We start from the raw sequence: 19,786 nt of genomic DNA on the forward strand, positions 1-19,786 counted from the left end.
CCACCACGACCGGCGACCCCGCTCGACTGGGCTACAGCCCCTCGTTGAGACCCTTGAGGTCGTCGACGACGAAGAAGCCGTCCTTGCGGATCAGCTCGCCGTCGAAGTAGATCTCGCCGCCGCAGTAGTCCTCGCGCTGGATCAGCACCAGGTCCCAGTGGATGCGGCTGCGGTTGCCGTTGTCGGCGTCCTCGTACGCCTGGCCAGGCGTGAGGTGCAGGCTGCCGCCGATCTTCTCGTCGAACAGCGTGTCGAGCATCGGGTGGCGGACGTAGTTGTTGCAGCCGATGGCGAACTCGCCGACGTAGCGGGCGCCGTCGTCCGAGTCGAGCAGCGTGTTGATGCGCTCGGTGTTGTTGGCCGTGGCGTCGACGATCTTGCCGTCCTTGAACTCGAAGCGGATGTCACTGAACACCGTGCCCTGGTAGCGGCTCTGGGTGTTGTACTGGATCACGCCGTTCAAGCTGTCGCGGACCGGGGCGGTGAAGACCTCGCCGTCCGGGATGTTCCGCTGGCCGGCGCACGGCCGCACCGGGATGCCCTTGATGGAGAACTCCAGGTCGGTCCCCGGCCCGACGATCCGAACCTTGTCCGCGTCCTCCATCCGCTTGATCAGCGGCTTCTGGTTCTCGGCCATCTGGGCGTAGTCGGCCGTGCAGACGTCGAAGTAGAAGTCGGTGAAGGCCTCGGTGCTCATCCCGGCCGCCTGCGCGAACGAGTCGGTCGGGTACCGCAGCACCACCCACTTGGTCTTGGGCACGCGGTAGTCGTTCACCCGCCGCAGCCAGTGCTCCTGGTACAGGTCCATCTTCTCCGAAGGCACATCGGCGTGCTGGCTGCTGTTGCCCGACCCGCGCACGCCGATGTACGCCTGCACCTTCTCCATCCGCGTGCGTTCCAGCTCGCCGGCCAGCTTCATGCTCTCGGGCGTGGCGGTGCGGTACAGCGAGCGGAGCACGTGGAGGTCCTTGGTGGTGACCAGCGGCGTAGCGCCCCGCGCCGCGGCGCCCTCGATCAGGGCGCAGGTGAGGTTCTGCTCCGGCAGGTCGATCGCCTCGATAAGGATGGTCTCGCCGCTCTGCAGCTCGCAGCTGTGGTCCAGGAGCAGGTCGGCCAGCTTGGTGATTCGTGGGTCGTGCATGACTTGCGGCGCTTCCGTGTGCGGTAGTGGGATAGAGCCCGGCCGGGCGGAGCTGTTATCATCCAAGGAGCCCGCCGGCAGTGACAAGGGGGCGCCGCACCGATCACGCCCCCGGTTGTCCGCCCCAGCCCCGCCCCATGGACCCGCCGCCCGAACAAGCCGCCCTCCAGTGGCTCAGCGACCACGGCGACCTGCTCTATTCCTACGCGCTGCCACGCGTCGGGGGCGACGCCGCCACGGCCGAGGACCTGGTGCAGGAAACCCTCCTGGCGGCCCTCAAGGCCGACCAATCATTCAAGGGCGAGTCCTCCCGTGGCACCTGGCTGGTCGGCATCCTGCGGCACAAGATCATCGACCACTACCGCCGGGCGGGCCGGCGGCCCGAGATGACTTCCGGCTGGTCCGACAACGACGCCCTCGAGGATCTGCTCGCCGAGGGCGGCCGGCACGACTGGCGTCGGGCGTCCGCAGGCGGGGTGGAATCGCAGGAATTCGCCGAGGTATTGGCCAAATGCCTGGAAAACATCAACCCGGCGCTGGCCCAGACGTTTATCCTGGTGGTCATGGACGGCCTGACTACCGAAGAAGCGTGTAGTGTTCTGGAGATCACGCCGACTAACCTTTCGGTACGGCTCTGCCGCGCTCGGCTGGAGCTGCGCCGCGAGCTGAATTCCCGCTGGTTCGACGAGTAACCGCCGTGAGCTACCTGCGCGCCATCAAGATGCTGCTGACGCTCCGCTGCCAGGAGTCGGCGCGGCTGCTGTCGGACGCTAGCTACCGCGAGCTGAGCGCGGTCGAGCGGTGGTCGGTCCGCCTGCACCAGGTGGGCTGCGGCCCGTGCCGCAAGCTGGCGGACCAGCTCAAGCAGATCGACCAGGCGGCCCGCACGCGCGTCGCCCAGTCGCAGCAGATGCCCGAGGAGATGCGGCGGCGGATCGCGGCCGCGGTCGCCAAACCGGGTGCTGCAGACGACGCCTGAGCGTCTTCGCTGTGCGCCATAGTGTGAGCCAGCCCACACTCGGGCCCGCCGCCAACTTTTTCTCCGATCTTCGTGTAGTAGCCGCGCACGCCCGGCGACTAACCGGTCGAATCCGCCGACGGCACTCGGCCGCGGCGGGCCTGATCAACGGACGCCAAGACGCGCCGGGCGCGTCCCGCTGGGCGTCCGCCCCACCCGATGTCGGCCGCGCCGCCGGTGCGCGCGGCCCTCAACCCCAGGAGCTTACGACATGCTACGCACCACCCTCGCCGCCCTCGCCCTCGCCGCAGCGGCGTCCAACGCCGCCGCGGTGAACGTCCGTGTCACGGTCGAGAACCTCTCGCCGGAAAACAGCGTCACGCTCGCGCCCTTCCGGTTCGGTTTCGGACAGGGCCTGTTCGACTCGTTCAACAACCAGGAAACCGCGCCCCTCCTCGGCCAGTCGGACATCGCCGACGCGCCGATCGTGACCATCGCCGAAGGCGGTTCGGGGTCGAATTGGTTCCCCGCCTTTGAGGCCGCCGAACCCGACGCCGACCTCGGCAGCGTGCTCGGCCCGGCGATCAACCCGTTCCTGCCCGGCCAGTCGTCTTCGACCGTAATCGACATCGATCCGACGAACCGCTACTTCACGTTCGCTACCATGGTGGTGCCAAGCAACGACCATTTCCTGGGCAATGACAATCCGATGGCCTACGAGGTGTTCGACACGAACGGCAACCTGATCCTCGACCAGATCACCCAGAACGCCAGCGCCATCTGGGACGCCGGCTCGGAGACCCAGGACCCGGCGAACGCGGCCTTCCTGGCGGTTGGGACCAACGCCAACAGGGTCGACGAGAACGACGTCGTCCGCTTCGACTTCGCGGGCCTGTCCGCCTTCGACGGGCTGGAAACCGCCGCCGGCTACAACTTCGACCACGACCTGCTGAGCTCCGACACGCCGGTGCTGAGGGTGTCGTTCTCGGTGGTTCCCGAACCGGCCACGCTGGCCCTCGGCGTGCTCGGCGTCGCGGTGCTGGCCGGGCGTCGGCGTCGGTAGCGGCGCGACTTACAAGCTTTCTCCCCCTGGGTCCACGCTGCGGCGTGGGCCCTTTTTCGTGCGCTGGTGCGCCGTGCCGCGTCGGATTGGGAGCGTCGTGCGGGCTGCGCCCGTTGTCCGATTCCGTGACGACACAACGACTTGCAGCGATTGCCGTGCCCCGCAGGGCTGCAGACGCGTATAGTTAACAGACGGCAGTTCGCTGAGGTGGGCGCCCAACGGGAGACGCGTCCCACGGGGAATTAGGAAGGAACAGGCATGGCAACGGACCTCAAAGACCACGGCACGGACCACAACGCAAACGCGGCGGAGCGCGTCGAGTCTTTCGCCGAGACCGCGCTGAAGCTGGGCGGCAAGTCCGAGGACGAGGCCCGCCGCACCGGCGCCATCGACATGGCCGACGACCAGGTCGAGCAGCTCTTCGCGGCCCAGTACCAGACCATCAACAGCCCGGCCCACCGGGCCGTGTGGGACCGGGGCGTGCCGACCGACGAGTTCCTCAGCACCCCGCCGAAGACCTCACCCGAGGTGCAGAAGGTGATGGACGACTCCATCGCCGTGGTCCGCCGCCACAAACAGGCCGGCACGCTGCACAACGAAGAGGGCAAGACCCGCGAGGAGGTGCTGCAAGAACTGGCCGCGGTCGGCTACTGGGGACTGCTGGTCGGCGAGGAGTACGGCGGCAGCGACTGCTCATTCAGCAGCTTCGCCGCGTTCCTCGCCCGCATGGCGACCCTCGACGGCACCATCGCTGGGCTGGCCTCGATCCACGGCTGCATCGGCGCGGTCGACCCGGTTAAGACCTTCGGCAACGCGGCCCAGAAGCAGGAATTCCTGCCCGGCCTGGCCGACGGATCCCGCCTGAGCGCGTTCGCGCTTACCGAGCCCTGCGCCGGCAGCGACCTCACCGCGCTCCGCACCACGGCCGTGCTCGACGGCGACGACTATGTCGTTAACGGCGAAAAGCTGTTCATCTCGAACGTGGTGCCGGGCCGGACCATCGGGCTGGTTTGCCTGATCGACGGCAAGCCGGCGGTGCTGGTGGTGGAGCTCCCGACCGAGGAGAACGAGAATTTCCAGCTCAAGAAGTACGGCATCCACGCGCTGTCGCGGCTGTACAACCGCGGCATCATCTTCAACAGCTTCCGCGTGCCCGCGCGGAACCTGCTGACCCCCACCAGGGGCGATGGCCTCACCATCGCGTACCACGGGCTGAACCTGGGCCGGGTGGCGCTGTGCGCCAACGCGGCGGGCACGATGCGGCAGATGATGGCCGACATGATCCCCTGGGCCCACTTCCGCGTCACCTACAGCGAGCCGATCGCTCAGCGCGAGCTGGTGCAGCGCCGCCTGGGCGAGATGGCGGGCCTGATCGTCGGCTGCGATGCGCTGGTGGCCTGGTGCAGCGACCTGCTGGACCGTGGCTACCGCGGCGAGATGGAGTGCATCATCGCCAAGATCTTCGGCAGCGAGGCGCTCAAGCACGCCGCCGTCGAGCTGTACATGAAGACCCACGGCGGCCGCTCGTTCCTGCACGGCCACGCCTTCGGCGACAACGTGCACGACTTCCTCGCGCCCTGCATCTACGAGGGCGAGGGCGAGATGCTCGGCATGGCGTTCTTCAAGTCGCTGGTGAAGCACCACGGCAAGACCTACTTCGAGCCGGTCGGCAAGGCGCTGGCCGCGGCCGGCATCCAGCGGCCTAATCCGCTGAACCCCATGCACGCCATGAAGCTGGCGCCGGTCGCGATGCCGTACCTGAAGTGGTTGATCGGTCGGAAGCTGATGTGGGGCGCCGCGCCCCGTCTGCCGGCGATGCCGACCAACCTCCGCGAGCACGCCGAGTACGCGTCGCGGAAGCTAACGGCCACGGCGCTGGAGATCGACGGCGCCATGCAGAAGTTCCAGCTCAAGCTGGCCGACCGCCAGTGCCGCATGGCCGAGCTGAGCGGCCGCTGCCAGGACCTGATCACCATCCTCTGCGCCAGCATGTATGCGGCGCGGCAGGAGGACGAAGTCGTACGGGCCTCGGCCGACCTCTTGTGCCAGAAGCTGCGTCAGAAGCTGACCGGCGCCCGGCCGAGCAACAAGTACTTCAAGCAGATCACCACGCTCGGCGCCCAGATCGCGGACGGCGCCTTCCCCGGGCTCGACGAGATCCCCGCCGGAGAGATCCAGCAGCCGTACGAGCGTGAGGCGGAATAGCCCCGCTGCTTGGTCGGGGACCCCACATCGGGCCCCTGGCCTCTCCGACGCACCCTAATGCTGCGTCCCGTAACCACCCTAGCTACAGGTGGTTGCGTCTATTCCGATTGGTGCGGCCCGCGACGATATTCCGGCGCAAGCCGCCGCAACTACTCGACGCGAGACGCGTCAGGCGATACAACGCGGTTGCTCTTCAATCGCTTCTACCCTCGTGTCGCGCCGCCTAGCCTTCCGGGACACACTCCGTTCCCGCATCCGGTTGCGCGCCTCCGGATCTGCCTCAACTTCCACCCGGAGTTGCCTTCTCCTCGACGCCAGCCCCCTATCACGGAGACTCGGACCATGACACGCATTGCCGCCACGGCCACCATGCTGCTGGGAGTCTGCCTCACGATCGAAAAGGTGCGGTCGGCGCCGCTGAACCCCAACGACTTCGTGTCACTGGGCGGGATGCCTTCGGGCGGGTTTGTTATCGACACAGACGCATTGACATTCGCCGGCTCGCCCGGCGGGGTGCTCCACGCCCAAGGCGGCGGCGCGCCGGACGTGGCGGTGTTCGTGTTCGACGGCGGCGGCTCGCTCGCGTCCGGTGAGGCCGTCACGGTCACCGGCGGGAACGCGTTGGCGTTGCTGTTCCGCGGATCGGCCACGCTGGCGGGGACAATCGACGTCAGCGGCGCCGATGGCGTCGACGCGGTGCAGAACGTCGTGACCGGTATCGGCGGCGCCGGCGTGGCGGGGGGCGGACGCGGCGGCAACGGCGGCCCATTCAGCGCCAACCAGGACGGGGTGGGACCGGGCCACGGTGTGGTCGGTTCGAACAGCGCGTCAGTTAGTGGCGTGGGCTCCGGATCGGGCGGCGGGTTTGGCACGATGGGCGGGCGGGGCGGCGTCGCCGTGACGTTTCGACCGGGGGGCCCGGCCTACGGAGAGCCCCTCCGCGACCTGCTGCACGCGGGCAGCGGTGGCGGGGGCGGCGGCGGGCAAGGGGTTTCGCGGCTAGGCGGCGGGGGAGGCGCCGGCGGCGGGGCGTTGGAGATCGGCGCCACAATGTCGCTCACGTTTGCGGGCGCCTCGATCCTGGCGAACGGCGGCGATGGCGCCGAGGGGTTTGCCGACGGCGGCGCCGGAAGCGGCGGTGGGATCCTGCTGCATGCTCGGGACATCCACTTCGACGCCAGTACGCTGATCCAAGCCAACGGCGGCGATGGCGGCGGCGGCGTCAACCTTGGCGGTTGCGGCGGCGGTGGCCGCGTTGAGATCGTCTACCAGCAAGGGGGCGGCTTCAGCAACCTGGCCACGATCGAAGCCAACGCCGGAGCATTTGGCGGCGACTGCACCGACGGCGAGCCCGTGGTGACCGAGGTCGCCGTTCCCGAACCCGCAGGGCTGCCCCTGCTCGCCCTCGCCAGCATAGCGGCGTCTCGCCGAGGCCCGAGGCGGGTTCATGCGGTCGCTACGCTCTAGCAACCGGCAAGGCGTACGGACGCCAGCGTCCGCTCATGTCCAACGAGTTACAGGAGCGCAGGCACGGGCTGCGACGTATTGAGACGCCCCCGTCAGCTGATCTGGGCGCTTTCGATCTCGTCGAGCGCCAAGTAGGCGTTGGCGATGCTCTTGCCCGCGAGCTGCCGCCTGGAGGCTTCCCCAGTCTCTCCGCCAGGCTTCAGGGCCCGCCTAAACAACCAGACTGAGGCGCCCAACCCCACCACGCCGATGGCCAACGAGGGGTAGAGCGAGTTCGGGTGGAGCACCACGTCGAAGCCCAGGGCGACCGCCACCGGGATCCACATCAACCACCACACGAACCCAATGATCACGGCGGCACGCAGGTAGCCGGACCGCAGGCTGTCGAGCCTGCCGCGGATGTCGGCGACCGGCTTGGAGTAATCGATCCGTCGGATTCGAGTGCACACCAGCATCGACTGGGCGATGACGACTACCCCATACACGTGCAGCATTAACCCACTGGCTAGGCGGTGCGGCGTCTGCGTATTGCGGGCCCAGCACTGGGCCCCCAGCACGATCAGCGCGACGCCGACCAGCACCTGCAGCACTTGTCCGCGGAAGAGCGGCCGCAGCGAGTTCTCCACCCGCGCCAGCAGCTGGCGCCGCGTCAGCAGCATCCGGCCCGCCAGTTCCTGCTCCGCCAGGGTGGACGGCGGCGGGGAGTCCGCAGACGGGGCGTGGTAGGCGACGGTGCGCTCCGGCGACGGAGCGGTGGACGACGTGATGGTCTGCACGTCGGACTTCACCTCGCTGGCGTGCTGGTAGCGGCGTTGCGGCTCCTTCTCGAGCGTCCGCAGCACCACCTCGTCGAGCCGCGCGTCGATCTGCACCTTTGTAGACGGGGCCGAAAAACGGCCCATCGGCAGCTCCCCGGTCAGCATCTCGTAGAAGACCACGCCCAGCGAGTAGATGTCCGCACGGTGGTCAACTCCCCGCGAGCCCTCAAACTGCTCGGGCGCCATGTACCGCGGCGTGCCCATCACCTGGTGCGTGCCGGTGAGCGACTCGACGTGGCTCTCGGCGCCCAGGATCCGCGACAAGCCAAAGTCGGCGATCTTTACCACCCCGTCGGCCGAGATGAGGATGTTTTCCGGCTTGATGTCACGGTGGATGACGCCCTTGTCGTGGGCGTACTGCAGCGCATCGCACAGGTGCGGCACGATGGTCAACGCGTGCTCGGGAGACAGCTGCCCCGCCCGCACCACATCGCGGAGCGTAGATCCGTCGACATACTCCATGAGGAAGTAGTAGGTGTCCTCGGCCTTGCCGAACTCGAACACGGACACAATGTTGGCGTGGCTCAGTTTCGCCAGCGTCCGCGCTTCCCGCGTAAACCGCAGGGCGAATTTGACGTCGTGGTCGAACTCTCCGGGCAAGACCTTCAGCGCGACCAGGCGGTCGAGCCCCGGCTGACGGGCCTTGTACACGGCGCCCATTCCGCCGGCGCCGATCAACTCGATGACCTCCAGCGAGGGGAACAACTCGGCCAGCCGGTCGACGGCCGGCGGCTCGAACGCGCCGGACCGTTGGGGCGCGTCGTCGAGGGCGTCGCTGATGACGCCTGCGCTCTCCGGAAACCGCCCGAGGTAGTCCTGTATGGACGGCCTCTCGCCGCGGCGGCGGCGGTAGTCCACGTCGAGGGCGATCAGTTCCGCCAGCAGCACGTCGCGTTCCATCGGCGGGACGTCACCCGGCAGGACCGACTCGATGGCGGGCGGGTCGTCGTTCTGCCACCTCTGCTCGAACTCGGCACAGAGGTCATCGATTCGTTCCAGGGCCGCGATCGGCAGTTTTTCCTGACGGATGCTCATCAAAATCAACCAATTCCTGCTGGCATTTCTCGCGAATTAGGTGCAGACGTCGCTCGATCGTCCGTTCGGAGCAGCCCAAACGCAGGGCGATTTCCGCGTTGGTGTACCCCTCTAACTTGGCAACCGCCAAATCGCCAAGCCGCCCGACACCCAAATGAGAAAAAAGTTGCTCCATCGATTCCTGAACCATTAGCACCATCTCTGGCGAGGGCTCGCTGCCGATAGCCTGGATGACCGCCTCGTCCTCGCCGCCGTTGTCCAAGGAGTGGAGCTGGACGTCGCCGCCGCGCCGCTGCCGCTGGTCGTGCCTCCGCTTGTCGACCACCTTCCTGGCCGCCATCCGCAGGAGGAGCCGCCAGAGGTCGTCCCGATCGGCCAGGTCGGGAAAACGGCCCCCCTCAGCCGCCCCGTAGAAGCTGTCGAACACGCTGAGCACGATGTCCTCCTCGTCTGAAACCGCACGGTTCTGCCCGTGCAGCCGGGCCCGCACGGCCCGCACGAGCCGGTCAAAGTAGTGCTGCCAGATGCGGTTCGCTGCAACCGAATCACCGTCCTTGACCAGGCGGATCCAGTGGCTGACGTTCGAGTGATCCGACATACGGTGGAGACGAACCAAGCAAACGGACGGTAAGACAAGTGGAGGGCATAATGGTACCACATCCCCGTGGGCCCCGGTCGCCAACCCCGCCCGTAGGGGCCGGCGGAGCCCGCTCAGCGACCGGAGCTCTCGATCGAGAACGCGTTGCCTTCTGGATCGCGGCAATCGACGACCACCACGCCGGGGGCCGGGGACCGGGTGTCACTCACCTGGACGCCGCGGGCCGCCAGCGCGACGCCCGTGCGTTCGGCGTCGGCAACCCGGAACACAAACTTGGGGGCGTCGGCTCCCAATCGCCGCCGGCCGCCGGCGTGCAGCGCAAGGGTGCAGGCGCCGGTCTCGAAGGTGACCCAGGCCTCGGATGAGTAGTCGGTCGCGTTGTCCGGGTGGGTAACCGTCAGCCCGAGCATATCGCGGTAGAACCGCACCTGGGCGTCCATCTGCTCGACATACACAATGACTTCGCTGAGAGGACCGATCACGCTCAACTCCGGCTGGGTGGGTATCGCACGCAACCCCAGTGGCAAACTCATAGTTCGGGCTTCGCCGCCCACAACTGATTGGCTAACGAGTCAAACTTGTCGTAACCCGACAGGATCGCTCGCACCTTCGACGCCCGCTCACCGAGGCTGCCGGTGAGGTCGATGAAGGGGATTCGGCTGGCGATCAGGTCGGCGCGGGTCTGCCGCTGCAGGGTCGACCGGTTGGCGAGTCCGGAGCGGTCCCAGGTGTCGTCGTACGGGATGTCGTCGCCGCACAGGAAGAACAGGTCGTATCGTGATCGGGCGGCGGCGGCCAACCGGTCGAGCCGCGGTTCACTGGCGCCCAGGTAGTAGTGGGAGAACCGACGGGTGGTGGTGGCGTCGGTGTCGACAAAGAGCACGCGGTTCGCCTGCTGAACGAGCGTCTCCTCCCGTTCCAGGTGCCCCTCGGCGATCTCCAGCAGCTGATCAGAGGTAAGCCGTCGGTTGACCTGATGACGCTCCCAGTACTCGCGGCCGTACTCGGGCATCCACACGGTCTGTAGATCGTCGGCAAGCCTGGCGGCGAGCGTCGTCTTGCCGGTGGACGGTGCGCCAAGCAGCACCACCTTAGTGATCAGGTCGCGGTAGACCTGCGGAGCGATGAACTTGCGGCTCGCATACGGATCGGCCCTGGCGGAAGTCCCCGAGATGGGGAGCATCGCCCGCGGCTCGTCGACGCGTCGGTCCACGGCGCCGAGGGCGCGACTGATGTGCGCGCCATAGAACTCGCTCGAGTAGAAGTGGGTGATCTCACGGCCCGCCAGTATGCCCAGCAGGAACTCCTCCTGGACACGGCGGATCTTTGGGGTGTCTCCTACCTCCGCGGGTCCCCCCCAGGCCTCCAGCACTTCAACCGACGGGTAGAGCGTGCGGACCCAGTTGGCGCGGACCGGCAGCGGCGGCGTCGCGAGGCCGGGCGCGTCGTACACAACGACCACTACGCGGTCGGTCTCGTCGAGCGCCCGCTCAATCAGCAGCTGGTGCCCCTTATGGAGCGGGGCAAACTTGCCGAGTGTCAGTCCGGTCTTCATTGTCTTGCTGCCTGGCGGAAGCCCCCCAGGCGAGCAAACCGAGGGTCGCCATCACCAGGAACACCGCGTACAGCCCCGAGGTCAGGTACAACGCCTTGTAAGCGTAGACGCCGATGGCCACGACGTCCACGGAGATCCAGAACCACCACGACTCGACGCGTTTGCGGATCATCAGCCACTGCGCAGCCAGACTTGCTACGGTGGTGTAGGCGTCCCAGTAGGGGAGCGATGCGTCGGTCCACGTGGCCATTGCCCAGCCCCAACCGGCCGTGACCAGCAGCGTTGCGCCGGCCCAACCACACACCGCCGCCCCCGATAGACTGGAAACGCGTAGCGGCCCGCCCCCAAGCCCGCCCTTCAGCCAGTGGCGCCAGCCGTAAACCTGCAGGCCCACGTACACGATGTGCAGCAGCGTGTCCGAGTAGAGCTTCGCCTGGTAGAAAATCACGATGTAGATCGACACCTGCGCCAGGCCAAGCGGCCAGCACCAGATGTTCTGCCGCACCGTCAACCACACGCACGCCAGGCCGCAGACGACAGCGATCGCCTCCAGGGGTGTCATCGCTGTCTACTGCCCTCCGGTCGCCGAGAACCACCGCCGCGCCACAACCACGCTCAGTAGGCCACCGATCACGGCGGAGCAGAGCAGCAGCCCGCCGCCGACCAGCATCGTTACGGCAAATCCGGCGGGCTCGCTGGCAATCGGCGGTCCGCCGGAGCCGGAGTAGACGTTGTTGCCGGTCGCCATCCCAACCAGCATGATCGACGCCATGCCCAGGTAGATGTGAAGGATGGGAAAGAACTGGGACAACGCCACCGGCAGTGCGCCGACGATGACCCGGCGGGCGAGCGGCGTCCAGCGTACGGCCACGTACCAGCCGCCAGACAGCACCAGCAGCATCGCGAGGAACATCCCGTAGCGTCCGTGCTGTTCCGTCAGGCCCCATGCGAGCATCAGCGGCAGGATCACATTCAGAATATAAACCACCGGCCACCCAACTAGCGAGAACCGATCCCGAACGTTTCGCGGCCCCGCCTCGACGAGAGGTTCATCCACAACGCCCGGCGACTCGAACGGGTTGATGTCGTTGGCCATGAGCGATTGAGAGCGCACGAGGAGGTCGAAATCAGTCACCGGCTAGCTTAGCGCAAAAGCGAGCGCGAGCACAGCCGAGGCGAACCATAAGAGCGTCATCATCAGGTACCCGGCCCACGCGAGCCAGTAGGCCGTGGGCCGAACCGGACGCCTTGCGAAGGCGAACGGCGCGAGCGACGCCGCCACCCCAACGAACAACGCGGCGGTCCACGGGACCATTCCCAACCAACCGCCCGAGAGACCGCCGTTCGCTACGGGACCGACCATTGGCCCCAGCGACATCGCAATCGCGACCGTCGCGATGTGCAGCGGCGTCTTGTCCGTCCCCGCAACCTGGTTGTAGCTCAGGCAAGCGCTAACCGCGACGGCGGCGGCCAGCGCCGCAACCGCCACCCATAACGTCAGATGCCAGCCTGACAGCGAAAGCGTCCTGCGAGGACCGCCGTCAGGCGATAGCGTGCCGCCGCCGGCCGGAGATTCGTAAGGGTTCTCGGTGTTGGTCATTCCTGGAAGCCTACTCCTTCCGTAGGCTCGCCAACAATGCCCTCTCCGCGGACCGGAAATGTCCAAGTCCGAGCACAAATCCACGTCGCATTCCCCCGCGCGGGTCCCACGCGATCATCCGCCACAGCGCGAGCACAGCCGGACCGTCGGAATCGCCAGACAGGCGCCTGACTAGCCAGTGCCCGAACGCAAGAAACGCGGCCTGCTGTCGGGTTGACGGATGGGAGAGCAAGTTCTCGATCCGCTCATCGGTTGTCTCGATCTTGTGGGCCATGGCCATCAGCGTCAGGCACTCTGCCATCAACAGTGCAGCGCGGCGTTTATCCCGGGCGTACACCCTCTTCGCCCGCAAGTGCGAGGCGTTCTGGATGCGGCGGCAGACCTGGCAGTCGCAGTAGCCGATGACTCGGATTCCGCCGCAGGGATCGGGCTGCTCCACCACCACATCGAAAGATGATGTCAGGTAAGTGCTGAAGAAGGCTGTGAATTCCTCGAGTTCGTCGGGGGGCGGGCGCAGCTCGGCAGGGATGAACCGAAGGTTTGACTCGATCCACAACGCGGCGGCCTCAGCGCCGCTGTAGTGCCGCCCCGCCCGCGACGGCTGGAGGAGGCCGCTCTCGAGCGATCGGCTGATCCAGAGCAGCAGGCGGTAGCTCCATTCACGGGTCGCGATCGCGTGGGCAAGTTTTTCGTAATCGAAGAAGGCGGGGACTCTCCAGGTGGTTAATGAGTCGGAACGACAGAATCCACACAAGCAGACAGTTCTTGACCAGGTTGGTTCGCGGAGGCTAGCCTAATCGTCGACAGGCAGAATCAAACCGAGAAAGTACTCGCCTGTTTCTTCGTCGTCGGACTCTCCGACAGAGATGGCCACGCAATGGCCCATTGCTGCGTGTTCCCCAATCTCAGCGTCATTGGAGCAGCGTATTACCTCCTTCAAGCAAACATCGCATACTCGGACGCCGTTTTTGTCTGTCTTGACTAGTCGCTCCCAGCCTAACGGACACTGGAACTCGAACGCCCAATCGCAGTTCTCGATCCGGTATGCCACCGCCCATCCTGACTGTTAGTGTCGCGGGTCCTTCACTGGCAAGCCAGGAATATAGATTCGCCACGCCGTCGAGACGCATGCAAGAGCCCCTACGACCTACTAATCGCAGTTCGAGCCACGTCTATTCCGATCCCACCGGGGCGGCGACGCCATCAACTACCGCGCGGCGCAAGACTGACTACGTGCTGCGATGCGCCGATCCTACCAAGTCGACAGAGTGTCGCAGAAACGGCCGTAAGCGCGCAGACCAACAGCGGGGCACTGGAACGGGTAGGTATTTAGTTGACGGTCAACTTGCCCCCGGCTACTTCACGCCCAGCAGCGTCAGGATGCCCTCGCCGCGGATCTGGTTGAGCAGCCCGACCGTGCGGAGCGAGGCGCCCAGCGTGATCTGGTCGCGGGTCAGGTTGGACGCCTCCTCGGCATAGTCGGCGTCGGCGATCTCGCTCAGCGAGCGGGCCGTGATCGCCGCCTGATCTTCGGCCAGGCGCTGGTCGACGTCCAGCGTGTACTTCTCGTACGCGCCGGCGGCCGCGGCCGCCTGGGTGACGCGGGACAGCTCGGCGTCGATCGTCTCGGTGGCGACCGCCGGGTCGCCATCCACCACGTTGCCTTCTCCGCCCGTGCGGAGGGCCTGGAGCGCGGCATGCACACCGATCCCGGTCGTGTCGGCCACACGATCTAGACCGTCGAGCGCAGAATCGATCTCGGTCTGGATGGCCGCCTTCTGCTCTGCAGAGACGGTGTCACCGGTCGCCTCGACCACGAGGCCGCGGAGGTCGTGCAGGATGCCGGCGGCAAGCTGCCGGCCGCTTTGCTGGACGGCGAGCTGCGAACGCTCGGCGCCGATCGACCGCTGGTGGGCGGCGAGGTCGACCAGGTCGCCGCGGAGTTGCTCGGCAGCGATCAGGCCGGCGGGGTCGTCGGCCGCCGTGTTGATCCTCAGGCCCGTCGCCAGCTTCAGCGTGGTGTCTCCAAGGCGGTCGTTTGCCCGGGAGAGGTTGTTCAACGCCGTGTAGCCAACTCCGCTAGGCCGGACCGACAGCATAAGCCCTCACGCGAAGAGACAGGTTTGGCAAGAGAAGAGACTCCAACTACAACCATAGGCCATGAACCGCCACTGTGCGGCTTGGGTCCGAGGATTGTGGGAAGTACTCATTGCTACACGGCTAGGCGCCACGCGTCTGGCGTGCGCTGTCGCCGCTGCCCCCTCAGGCCGAAGCCCAAGAACAAAGGACGTACGCATGCCCCCCGACCCGCCGCAGAACCCTGTGGGCGCCTTCACGCCGCCCGCCGAGAACCAGGTCGACCTTTCGGCTTGCATCGCGGGTATCGAGACCCAGCCGTCCCAGCTCGCCGCAACGGTTGACGGGCTGTTGGATGACCAGCTCGACACCAAGTACCGCAACTGGACGATCCGCCAAATCGTGCACCACCTGGCGGACAGTCATGTGCACTCGTACGTGCGTTTCAAGTGGGCGCTGACCGAGGATCACCCCACGATCAAGGCGTACGACGAGACGCTCTGGTCCGATCTCGCCGAGTCGCGTGAGGGGACCATCCAGCCATCGCTGATGCTGCTTGGCGGGCTCCACGCAAGGTGGGGGAAGCTGCTGCGATCAATGCCACGCGGAGACTTTTCGCGTGGGTTCCACCACCCAGAATCGGGCGAGGACGTCTGCCTTGCTTCGGCGCTGGCCTACTACGAATGGCACGGCCGGCACCACACCGGGCAGATCGCGTGGGTTAAGAAGGAGCGTCTGGGGCTGTAGTGCAACGCAGCATCGTGGGCTACCTGCCCGACAGCCATGGCGACAGCACCGAGCTCACGGCGATCACCGTCAGCAGGCCGTAGGTGAGCGTGCGGAACAGCCGCTTGTCGAGCAGGCGGCCGAGCCTCATGCCCAGGAGCACCCCCATCCAGCAGAACGGCATCGCAACCGCAGCTGCGGCCACGGCGGGCAGCAGCTGCGCACCGAAGGTCCAGGCGAGCAGCACGGCCATTGGCGGCACGCCGGTGGCCGACAGCAGGAACAGGAACGCGCGGCACTTGGCGGCCGACCAGGTCAGCGTGTTCACGTACAGCACCATCGGCGCGCCGCCGATCGCCGCGAAGCCGAGCAGGAATCCAGAGGTCAAGAAGGTCACCACCGTGGCGGGCAGCGGGATCCGCTCGCGGTGCTTCACCCGCCAGAGCCACATGAAAATGACGGTCACCAACAGCAGCAGCCCGATCACCTGCTTGACCACCGTCGGCGGCAGGCTAGAGGTGCGGTGCATCGCAAAGACTCCCAGCGGGATGCCAACCCAGCGGAGCACCATCGGAAGTATGACCTCGTCGCGGCGCAGCTCGGCACGCAGCTTCCAGGCGCCGAAGAAGTTTTGCATGGCGGTCAGCAGGAAGTTGATCGCCGCAGCCTGCTCGAGCGGGATGTTGAACACCACCAAGAGCGGGATGGAGAACAACCCCGAGGCGAACCCAACAGCGCCCTGGATAACGCTGCCGAGCGACAGCACCACCACGATCAGCGCCCACTGGAAGGGGCTGTAGTGCGCGACCAGCTGTGCGAGGTATTCCGGCAAGTCGGCCTACCGCTCGATCTTGACTTCGAACCGGCCGCTCGAGTCCGCCACGCCACGCGGCATCGCCCGGGTGTTGAATTCGAGCACGGCGGCGCCATTGTGGTCAACGCCGATGAGCCCGCCGGTCCCCTCGTCGAGCCGGTCGAAGAGGTTGTGCCGCATCGCCTGCTCCAGTCTCTCGCCTTTGTAGGCCATGCGGGCCGAGACGTCGTAGGCGATCGCGTGGCGGATGTACAGCTCGCCGACGCCGGTGCCGCTGATGGCGCAGGTGTCGTTGTCGGCGTAGGTGCCGGCGCCCACAATCGGCGAATCGCCGATGCGGCCCTGCAGCTTGCCGGTGCGGCCGCCGGTGCTGGTGCCGGCCGCCAGGTTGCCGTGCTGGTCGAGCGCGACGCAGCCCACGGTCTCGACGAGGGCCTTGGGCGCAGCCGGCGCCTTTGCCTCGGGCGACGGGTTGTCACGCTTCCAACTCGCGAGGTCCTCCTCGCTGCCGGCGGTGTGGAAGTAGCTCTGCGGCACGATCTCGACGCCCATCACCTCGGCGAACCGCTCGGCGCCCTTGCCGCCGAGCAGCACATGGGGCGAGCGCTGCATCACCAGCCGGGCAAGGGAAATCGGGTTCTTGACGTTCGTGACGTTGGTCACGCCGCCGGCGGAGCGGTCGCGGCCGTCCATGATGCTGGCGTCGAGCCAGTGCTCGCCGTCGATGTTGCAGATGGCGCCGCGGCCGGAGTTGAAGCAGGGGGCGTCCTCCAGCACGCGGATGGTCGCCTCCACTGCGTCGAGGCTCGTGCCTCCTCCCGCCAGGATGTCTTTCCCCGCCTGCAGAGCGCGGTGGACGCCGGCTTCGACCTCGGCGCGGGACTCGTCGGTCAGGCTCCGCCAGCCGCCGGCGCCGCCGTGCAGCGCGATCACGTAGGTCGGCTTCTCTGCCTGCAGTGGCGTCGGGGCGATCACTGCCGCCACATTCAGGCAGAGAACTATCAGGAGCAAGTTTCGCATCGGGGCTACCTATTGCTTGGGCGCTAGCTGTCGGACCTGGTCGGCGTGCGACGGGAAGTGTTCGGCGAGCGATTCAATCTCTTCGTGCGAGGCGACGTGGAAGTCTCGGAAGTCGAAGCCGGGCGCCACCGTGCAGCCCAACAGGGCCCAGCGGCCGCCGTCGCGGAGGCGGCACCCCTGCCACACGCCGCCGGGGGCCAACACCTGCGGCCGCTGGCCCGCCGCGAGGTCAACGCCCATCGTACGTTGTTCGGCGTCGCCGTCGGGGTACAGCAGCAGCATCTCGACCGGGTCGCCGGCGTAAAAATGGAACACCTCATCGGTCGGCAGGATGTGCATCGCCGAGCACTCCTGCGGCGCGATGAGGAAGTAGATCGCGGTGGACGCGTGGCGGTCCCCCTCGTAGGCGTCGGGCAGCGCGTCGGTGGGGATGGTGAGCGGCGCGCGGTACGTTTCGTGGTAGAAGCCGCCCTCCTGGGGCAACGGCTGCAGGCCGAGCAGGTCGATTATCTGCTGTGGATCGAGCGGCGGGGTCGTCATGGCTGGTCTTGTTCGACGGTGGGGAAGCCGACGTAGGTGCGGGTGAAACGGTGGTACGCGTCGCTGCCGAGGAACGCGTCGAGCGTCCAGGGATCGTCGGACAATCGGCCCCGGCAACTCGGCGCGAGCAGGTAGGCCTGGCAGCGGCGTTCCCGCCCATCGGCGCACCGCACGGCGATCGGGCGGCGGATGTACTCGGCGCCCTCGAACGCGTCGAGCCGCCGCACCGCCTCCGGACCAACGCCCACATACACCAGCCCCGGCACAACCCCGTCCTCCTGCTCCACCATCGCGGGGTAGTCGGCCGATCGGACCCGGCGGGCGAGGAACCCGTGAGCCTCACCGGCCACCGACTCGCACTCCTGCTGAGAGACGCGGCGCCAGATGGCGTCGGCCTGCAGCGTGCCGTAGGTAAAGACGTCCATCAGAGGCGGGGGTAGGATGAAGGGTGGGGGCGCCACGCGGCCCCCCTAACATAACGCAATTCGAGCCCGATGACGCCCACCCAGATCACCAGCCGCCACAACCCGCGGATCAAGGAGGCCGCCGCCCTCCGCAACCGCAAGCACCGGGACCAGCTCCGCCAAACGCTGGTGTACGGCGCCCGGGAGAGCGTGCGGGCCCGGGCGTGCGGCGCAGAGCTGGCGACGTCGTTTGTCTGCGCCGACCTATTGGGAGAGAGTGGCGAGACCGCCGTGGCCGAGCTGCGTGCCGCGGGGGTCGAGGTGGTGGCCGTCTCGCCCGAGGTGTTCGAGCGGCTCGCCTACGGCGACCGGCAAGACGGAGTGGTGAGCGTCGCCGCGACGACAGAGCGGCCGCTGGCCGACCTGCGGGTCCCGGCCGAGGCGCCGCTGATCGCGGTGATCGAGGGCGTTGAAAAGCCGGGTAACCTCGGCGCCCTGCTCCGCACGGCAGACGGCGCGGGGGTCGACGGGGTGGTCGTGGTGGACCCGGTGATCGACCTGTACAACCCGAACGTCATCCGCGCGAGCGTCGCGACGGTGTTCAAGCCGAAGGTTGCCGTTGCGACGAGCCGCGAGGCGATCGACTGGCTCAGCGAACGGCGGATCCCGGCGTTCGCCACCCGGCCGGACGCGCAGGAGAGCTGCTGGCAGGCCGACCTCAGCGGCGCGGCCGCGATTGTGCTTGGCGCCGAGGCCGAAGGCCTGACAGACGCGTGGGCCGGACCGGGAGTGCGGCCGATCTCGCTCCCGATGCTCGGCGTGGGCGACAGCCTGAACGTCTCGGTGACGGCGGCCGTGCTGCTGTACGAGGCGCGCCGCCAGCGGGACGCCGATTAGCAGGCCGACGCTACTTGGCGGCGGTCTGCACGCCGGCGCTGCGGAACTCTTCGTTGCTCACCTGGCGGTAGCTGGCCATCTTGTCGATCGCGTCATCGATGCGGGCGCGGTCACGCTTAGACAGCAGCGGCGCGGTGAGGTGCTCGGCCCGCAGGCTCGGCTTGTCCTGCTTACCGCTGAAGAGCTTGGTCTCGACCGGCATCACGCCATGAACGAACAACGCCTCGTTGACCCGCAGACGCGGGTCGGGAGGCAGGCTGGTTTCGAGCAGGGTCTGGAGCTTGGTGAAGCTGTCGAGGAAGCGGCGGACGGCCAGGCGCGTCATCTCGTCCTCCATCGGCACGGTGACCAGACGGTAGCTGAGCTGGTCGCCGATGAGCTGCAGCTCGCCGGTTTCCTCGTCGAAGGACTCCGTGAACACGGGGTCGCCGGCGAAGCGGAGAAACGCGTCGCCGCTCTGCGCGGCCCACTTGCGGAGGCTCACCATCGCGTGGTCGATCTTGCTGACTTCGATTTCGGTGCGGACCTGCCGCTGGGTGTCGAGCAGCGTGAACCGCTCCGGCTTGCCGGCTGCGGCTGCCCGGAAGATCGTGACCACCGGCCGGTCCTCGCGGAAGTCGTACACGGCTGCGCCGCTGAATAGGGTGACGCTGCGGCAGACCGGCGCCTCCTCTTCCGGGGCGTAGACGCGGGTCTCGATGCGGAGGTCGGCGGCCACCGCCACGGACGCCAGCAGCAGGGACGCCGCGGCGAATAAGGCGGACAAAGGCTTGATCGGGCACAGCATGGCGAGACCTGGAGGGGGTGCCGGGGGCGTTCGGGGCGCGGACGTTAGCGGAACCTCCGAAGAGGGTAAAGTGCGATCGGCC

General features: G+C 67.2%; 22 protein-coding genes. 7 read left to right on the forward strand and 15 right to left on the reverse strand.

Going from position 1 to position 19,786, the window contains the following annotated elements:
* Positions 1-31: 31 nt before the first annotated feature.
* A complete protein-coding gene (locus tag KOR34_RS14480) occupies positions 32-1,141 on the reverse strand; it encodes an aminopeptidase (RefSeq protein WP_146565270.1) in 1,110 nt (369 codons plus the stop codon).
* A 137-nt stretch (positions 1,142-1,278) separates the two neighbouring features.
* On the opposite strand from KOR34_RS14480, the gene KOR34_RS14485 reads away from it, so the two are divergent.
* The 5 genes from KOR34_RS14485 to KOR34_RS26735 all read left to right on the forward strand — a co-directional run bounded on the left by KOR34_RS14485 (position 1,279) and on the right by KOR34_RS26735 (position 6,834).
* Positions 1,279-1,833 (forward strand): sigma-70 family RNA polymerase sigma factor, encoded by a 555-nt coding sequence (locus tag KOR34_RS14485; protein WP_146565271.1) that lies wholly within the window; start codon positions 1,279-1,281, stop codon positions 1,831-1,833.
* Positions 1,834-1,838: 5 nt separating this feature from the next.
* Positions 1,839-2,120, forward strand: a complete 282-nt coding sequence (locus KOR34_RS14490; RefSeq protein WP_146565272.1) for a hypothetical protein — start codon at positions 1,839-1,841, stop codon at positions 2,118-2,120.
* A 250-nt stretch (positions 2,121-2,370) separates the two neighbouring features.
* The gene (locus KOR34_RS14495; RefSeq protein WP_146565273.1) at positions 2,371-3,162 is read left to right on the forward strand and encodes a spondin domain-containing protein; all 792 of its coding nucleotides are present in this window, start codon (positions 2,371-2,373) and stop codon (positions 3,160-3,162) included.
* Positions 3,163-3,420: 258 nt separating this feature from the next.
* The gene (locus KOR34_RS14500) at positions 3,421-5,367 is read left to right on the forward strand and encodes an acyl-CoA dehydrogenase family protein (RefSeq protein ID WP_146565274.1); all 1,947 of its coding nucleotides are present in this window, start codon (positions 3,421-3,423) and stop codon (positions 5,365-5,367) included.
* A gap of 342 nt (positions 5,368-5,709) precedes the next feature.
* Positions 5,710-6,834, forward strand: a complete 1,125-nt coding sequence (locus KOR34_RS26735) for a hypothetical protein (RefSeq protein WP_197531419.1) — start codon at positions 5,710-5,712, stop codon at positions 6,832-6,834.
* A gap of 92 nt (positions 6,835-6,926) precedes the next feature.
* On the opposite strand, the gene KOR34_RS14510 is transcribed toward KOR34_RS26735, so the two are convergent.
* The 9 genes from KOR34_RS14510 to KOR34_RS14550 form a co-directional block, all read right to left on the reverse strand.
* Positions 6,927-8,687 carry a serine/threonine-protein kinase gene (locus KOR34_RS14510; RefSeq protein WP_228714612.1) on the reverse strand — a complete coding sequence of 587 codons (1,761 nt, stop codon included), beginning with the start codon at positions 8,685-8,687 and terminating at the stop codon, positions 6,927-6,929.
* Complete coding sequence (locus KOR34_RS14515; RefSeq protein WP_228714613.1) at positions 8,635-9,285, reverse strand: ECF-type sigma factor; 651 nt, start codon at positions 9,283-9,285, stop codon at positions 8,635-8,637. Before KOR34_RS14515 ends, KOR34_RS14510 begins: the two co-directional genes overlap by 53 nt.
* Before the next feature lie 113 nt (positions 9,286-9,398).
* Positions 9,399-9,767, reverse strand: a complete 369-nt coding sequence (locus tag KOR34_RS14520) for a VOC family protein (RefSeq protein ID WP_197531420.1) — start codon at positions 9,765-9,767, stop codon at positions 9,399-9,401.
* Positions 9,768-9,814: 47 nt separating this feature from the next.
* On the reverse strand, positions 9,815-10,840 hold the full coding sequence (locus KOR34_RS14525) for an AAA family ATPase (protein ID WP_146565277.1): 1,026 nt from the start codon (positions 10,838-10,840) through the stop codon (positions 9,815-9,817).
* Positions 10,797-11,402, reverse strand: coding sequence for a nicotinamide riboside transporter PnuC (pnuC, locus tag KOR34_RS14530; RefSeq protein WP_146565278.1), 606 nt, complete (start codon positions 11,400-11,402; stop codon positions 10,797-10,799). The genes KOR34_RS14525 and pnuC overlap by 44 nt, the downstream gene beginning before the upstream one ends.
* Positions 11,403-11,408: 6 nt before the next feature.
* The gene (locus tag KOR34_RS14535) at positions 11,409-11,975 is read right to left on the reverse strand and encodes a hypothetical protein (RefSeq protein WP_146565279.1); all 567 of its coding nucleotides are present in this window, start codon (positions 11,973-11,975) and stop codon (positions 11,409-11,411) included.
* Between the two features lie 3 nt (positions 11,976-11,978).
* Positions 11,979-12,440 carry a hypothetical protein gene (locus KOR34_RS14540; RefSeq protein ID WP_146565280.1) on the reverse strand — a complete coding sequence of 154 codons (462 nt, stop codon included), beginning with the start codon at positions 12,438-12,440 and terminating at the stop codon, positions 11,979-11,981.
* A gap of 10 nt (positions 12,441-12,450) precedes the next feature.
* Positions 12,451-13,194 (reverse strand): hypothetical protein, encoded by a 744-nt coding sequence (locus KOR34_RS14545; protein WP_146565281.1) that lies wholly within the window; start codon positions 13,192-13,194, stop codon positions 12,451-12,453.
* A 601-nt stretch (positions 13,195-13,795) separates the two neighbouring features.
* Complete coding sequence (locus tag KOR34_RS14550; RefSeq protein ID WP_197531421.1) at positions 13,796-14,500, reverse strand: flagellin; 705 nt, start codon at positions 14,498-14,500, stop codon at positions 13,796-13,798.
* Positions 14,501-14,735: 235 nt separating this feature from the next.
* Between KOR34_RS14550 and KOR34_RS14555 the strand changes: the two genes are divergently transcribed.
* Complete coding sequence (locus KOR34_RS14555; protein ID WP_146565283.1) at positions 14,736-15,263, forward strand: YfiT family bacillithiol transferase; 528 nt, start codon at positions 14,736-14,738, stop codon at positions 15,261-15,263.
* A 19-nt stretch (positions 15,264-15,282) separates the two neighbouring features.
* On the opposite strand, the gene KOR34_RS14560 is transcribed toward KOR34_RS14555, so the two are convergent.
* From KOR34_RS14560 to KOR34_RS14575, 4 genes are read right to left on the reverse strand one after another with little or no spacing between them, the layout of a single operon-like run.
* Positions 15,283-16,074, reverse strand: a complete 792-nt coding sequence (locus tag KOR34_RS14560) for a sulfite exporter TauE/SafE family protein (protein ID WP_146565284.1) — start codon at positions 16,072-16,074, stop codon at positions 15,283-15,285.
* Between the two features lie 6 nt (positions 16,075-16,080).
* Positions 16,081-17,076, reverse strand: coding sequence for an isoaspartyl peptidase/L-asparaginase family protein (locus tag KOR34_RS14565; RefSeq protein ID WP_146565285.1), 996 nt, complete (start codon positions 17,074-17,076; stop codon positions 16,081-16,083).
* A gap of 9 nt (positions 17,077-17,085) precedes the next feature.
* Positions 17,086-17,616, reverse strand: coding sequence for a cupin domain-containing protein (locus KOR34_RS14570; protein ID WP_146565286.1), 531 nt, complete (start codon positions 17,614-17,616; stop codon positions 17,086-17,088).
* Positions 17,613-18,041, reverse strand: a complete 429-nt coding sequence (locus KOR34_RS14575) for a gamma-glutamylcyclotransferase family protein (protein WP_146565287.1) — start codon at positions 18,039-18,041, stop codon at positions 17,613-17,615. The genes KOR34_RS14570 and KOR34_RS14575 overlap by 4 nt, the downstream gene beginning before the upstream one ends.
* Positions 18,042-18,110: 69 nt before the next feature.
* Between KOR34_RS14575 and KOR34_RS14580 the strand changes: the two genes are divergently transcribed.
* On the forward strand, positions 18,111-18,917 hold the full coding sequence (locus KOR34_RS14580; protein WP_146565288.1) for a TrmH family RNA methyltransferase: 807 nt from the start codon (positions 18,111-18,113) through the stop codon (positions 18,915-18,917).
* 10 nt (positions 18,918-18,927) lie between these two features.
* On the opposite strand, the gene KOR34_RS14585 is transcribed toward KOR34_RS14580, so the two are convergent.
* Positions 18,928-19,704: a hypothetical protein gene (locus KOR34_RS14585; RefSeq protein ID WP_146565289.1), complete on the reverse strand. Its 777-nt coding sequence runs from the start codon at positions 19,702-19,704 to the stop codon at positions 18,928-18,930.
* Positions 19,705-19,786 lie beyond the last annotated feature (82 nt).

The organism is Posidoniimonas corsicana (assembly GCF_007859765.1).
Classification (GTDB): domain Bacteria; phylum Planctomycetota; class Planctomycetia; order Pirellulales; family Lacipirellulaceae; genus Posidoniimonas; species Posidoniimonas corsicana.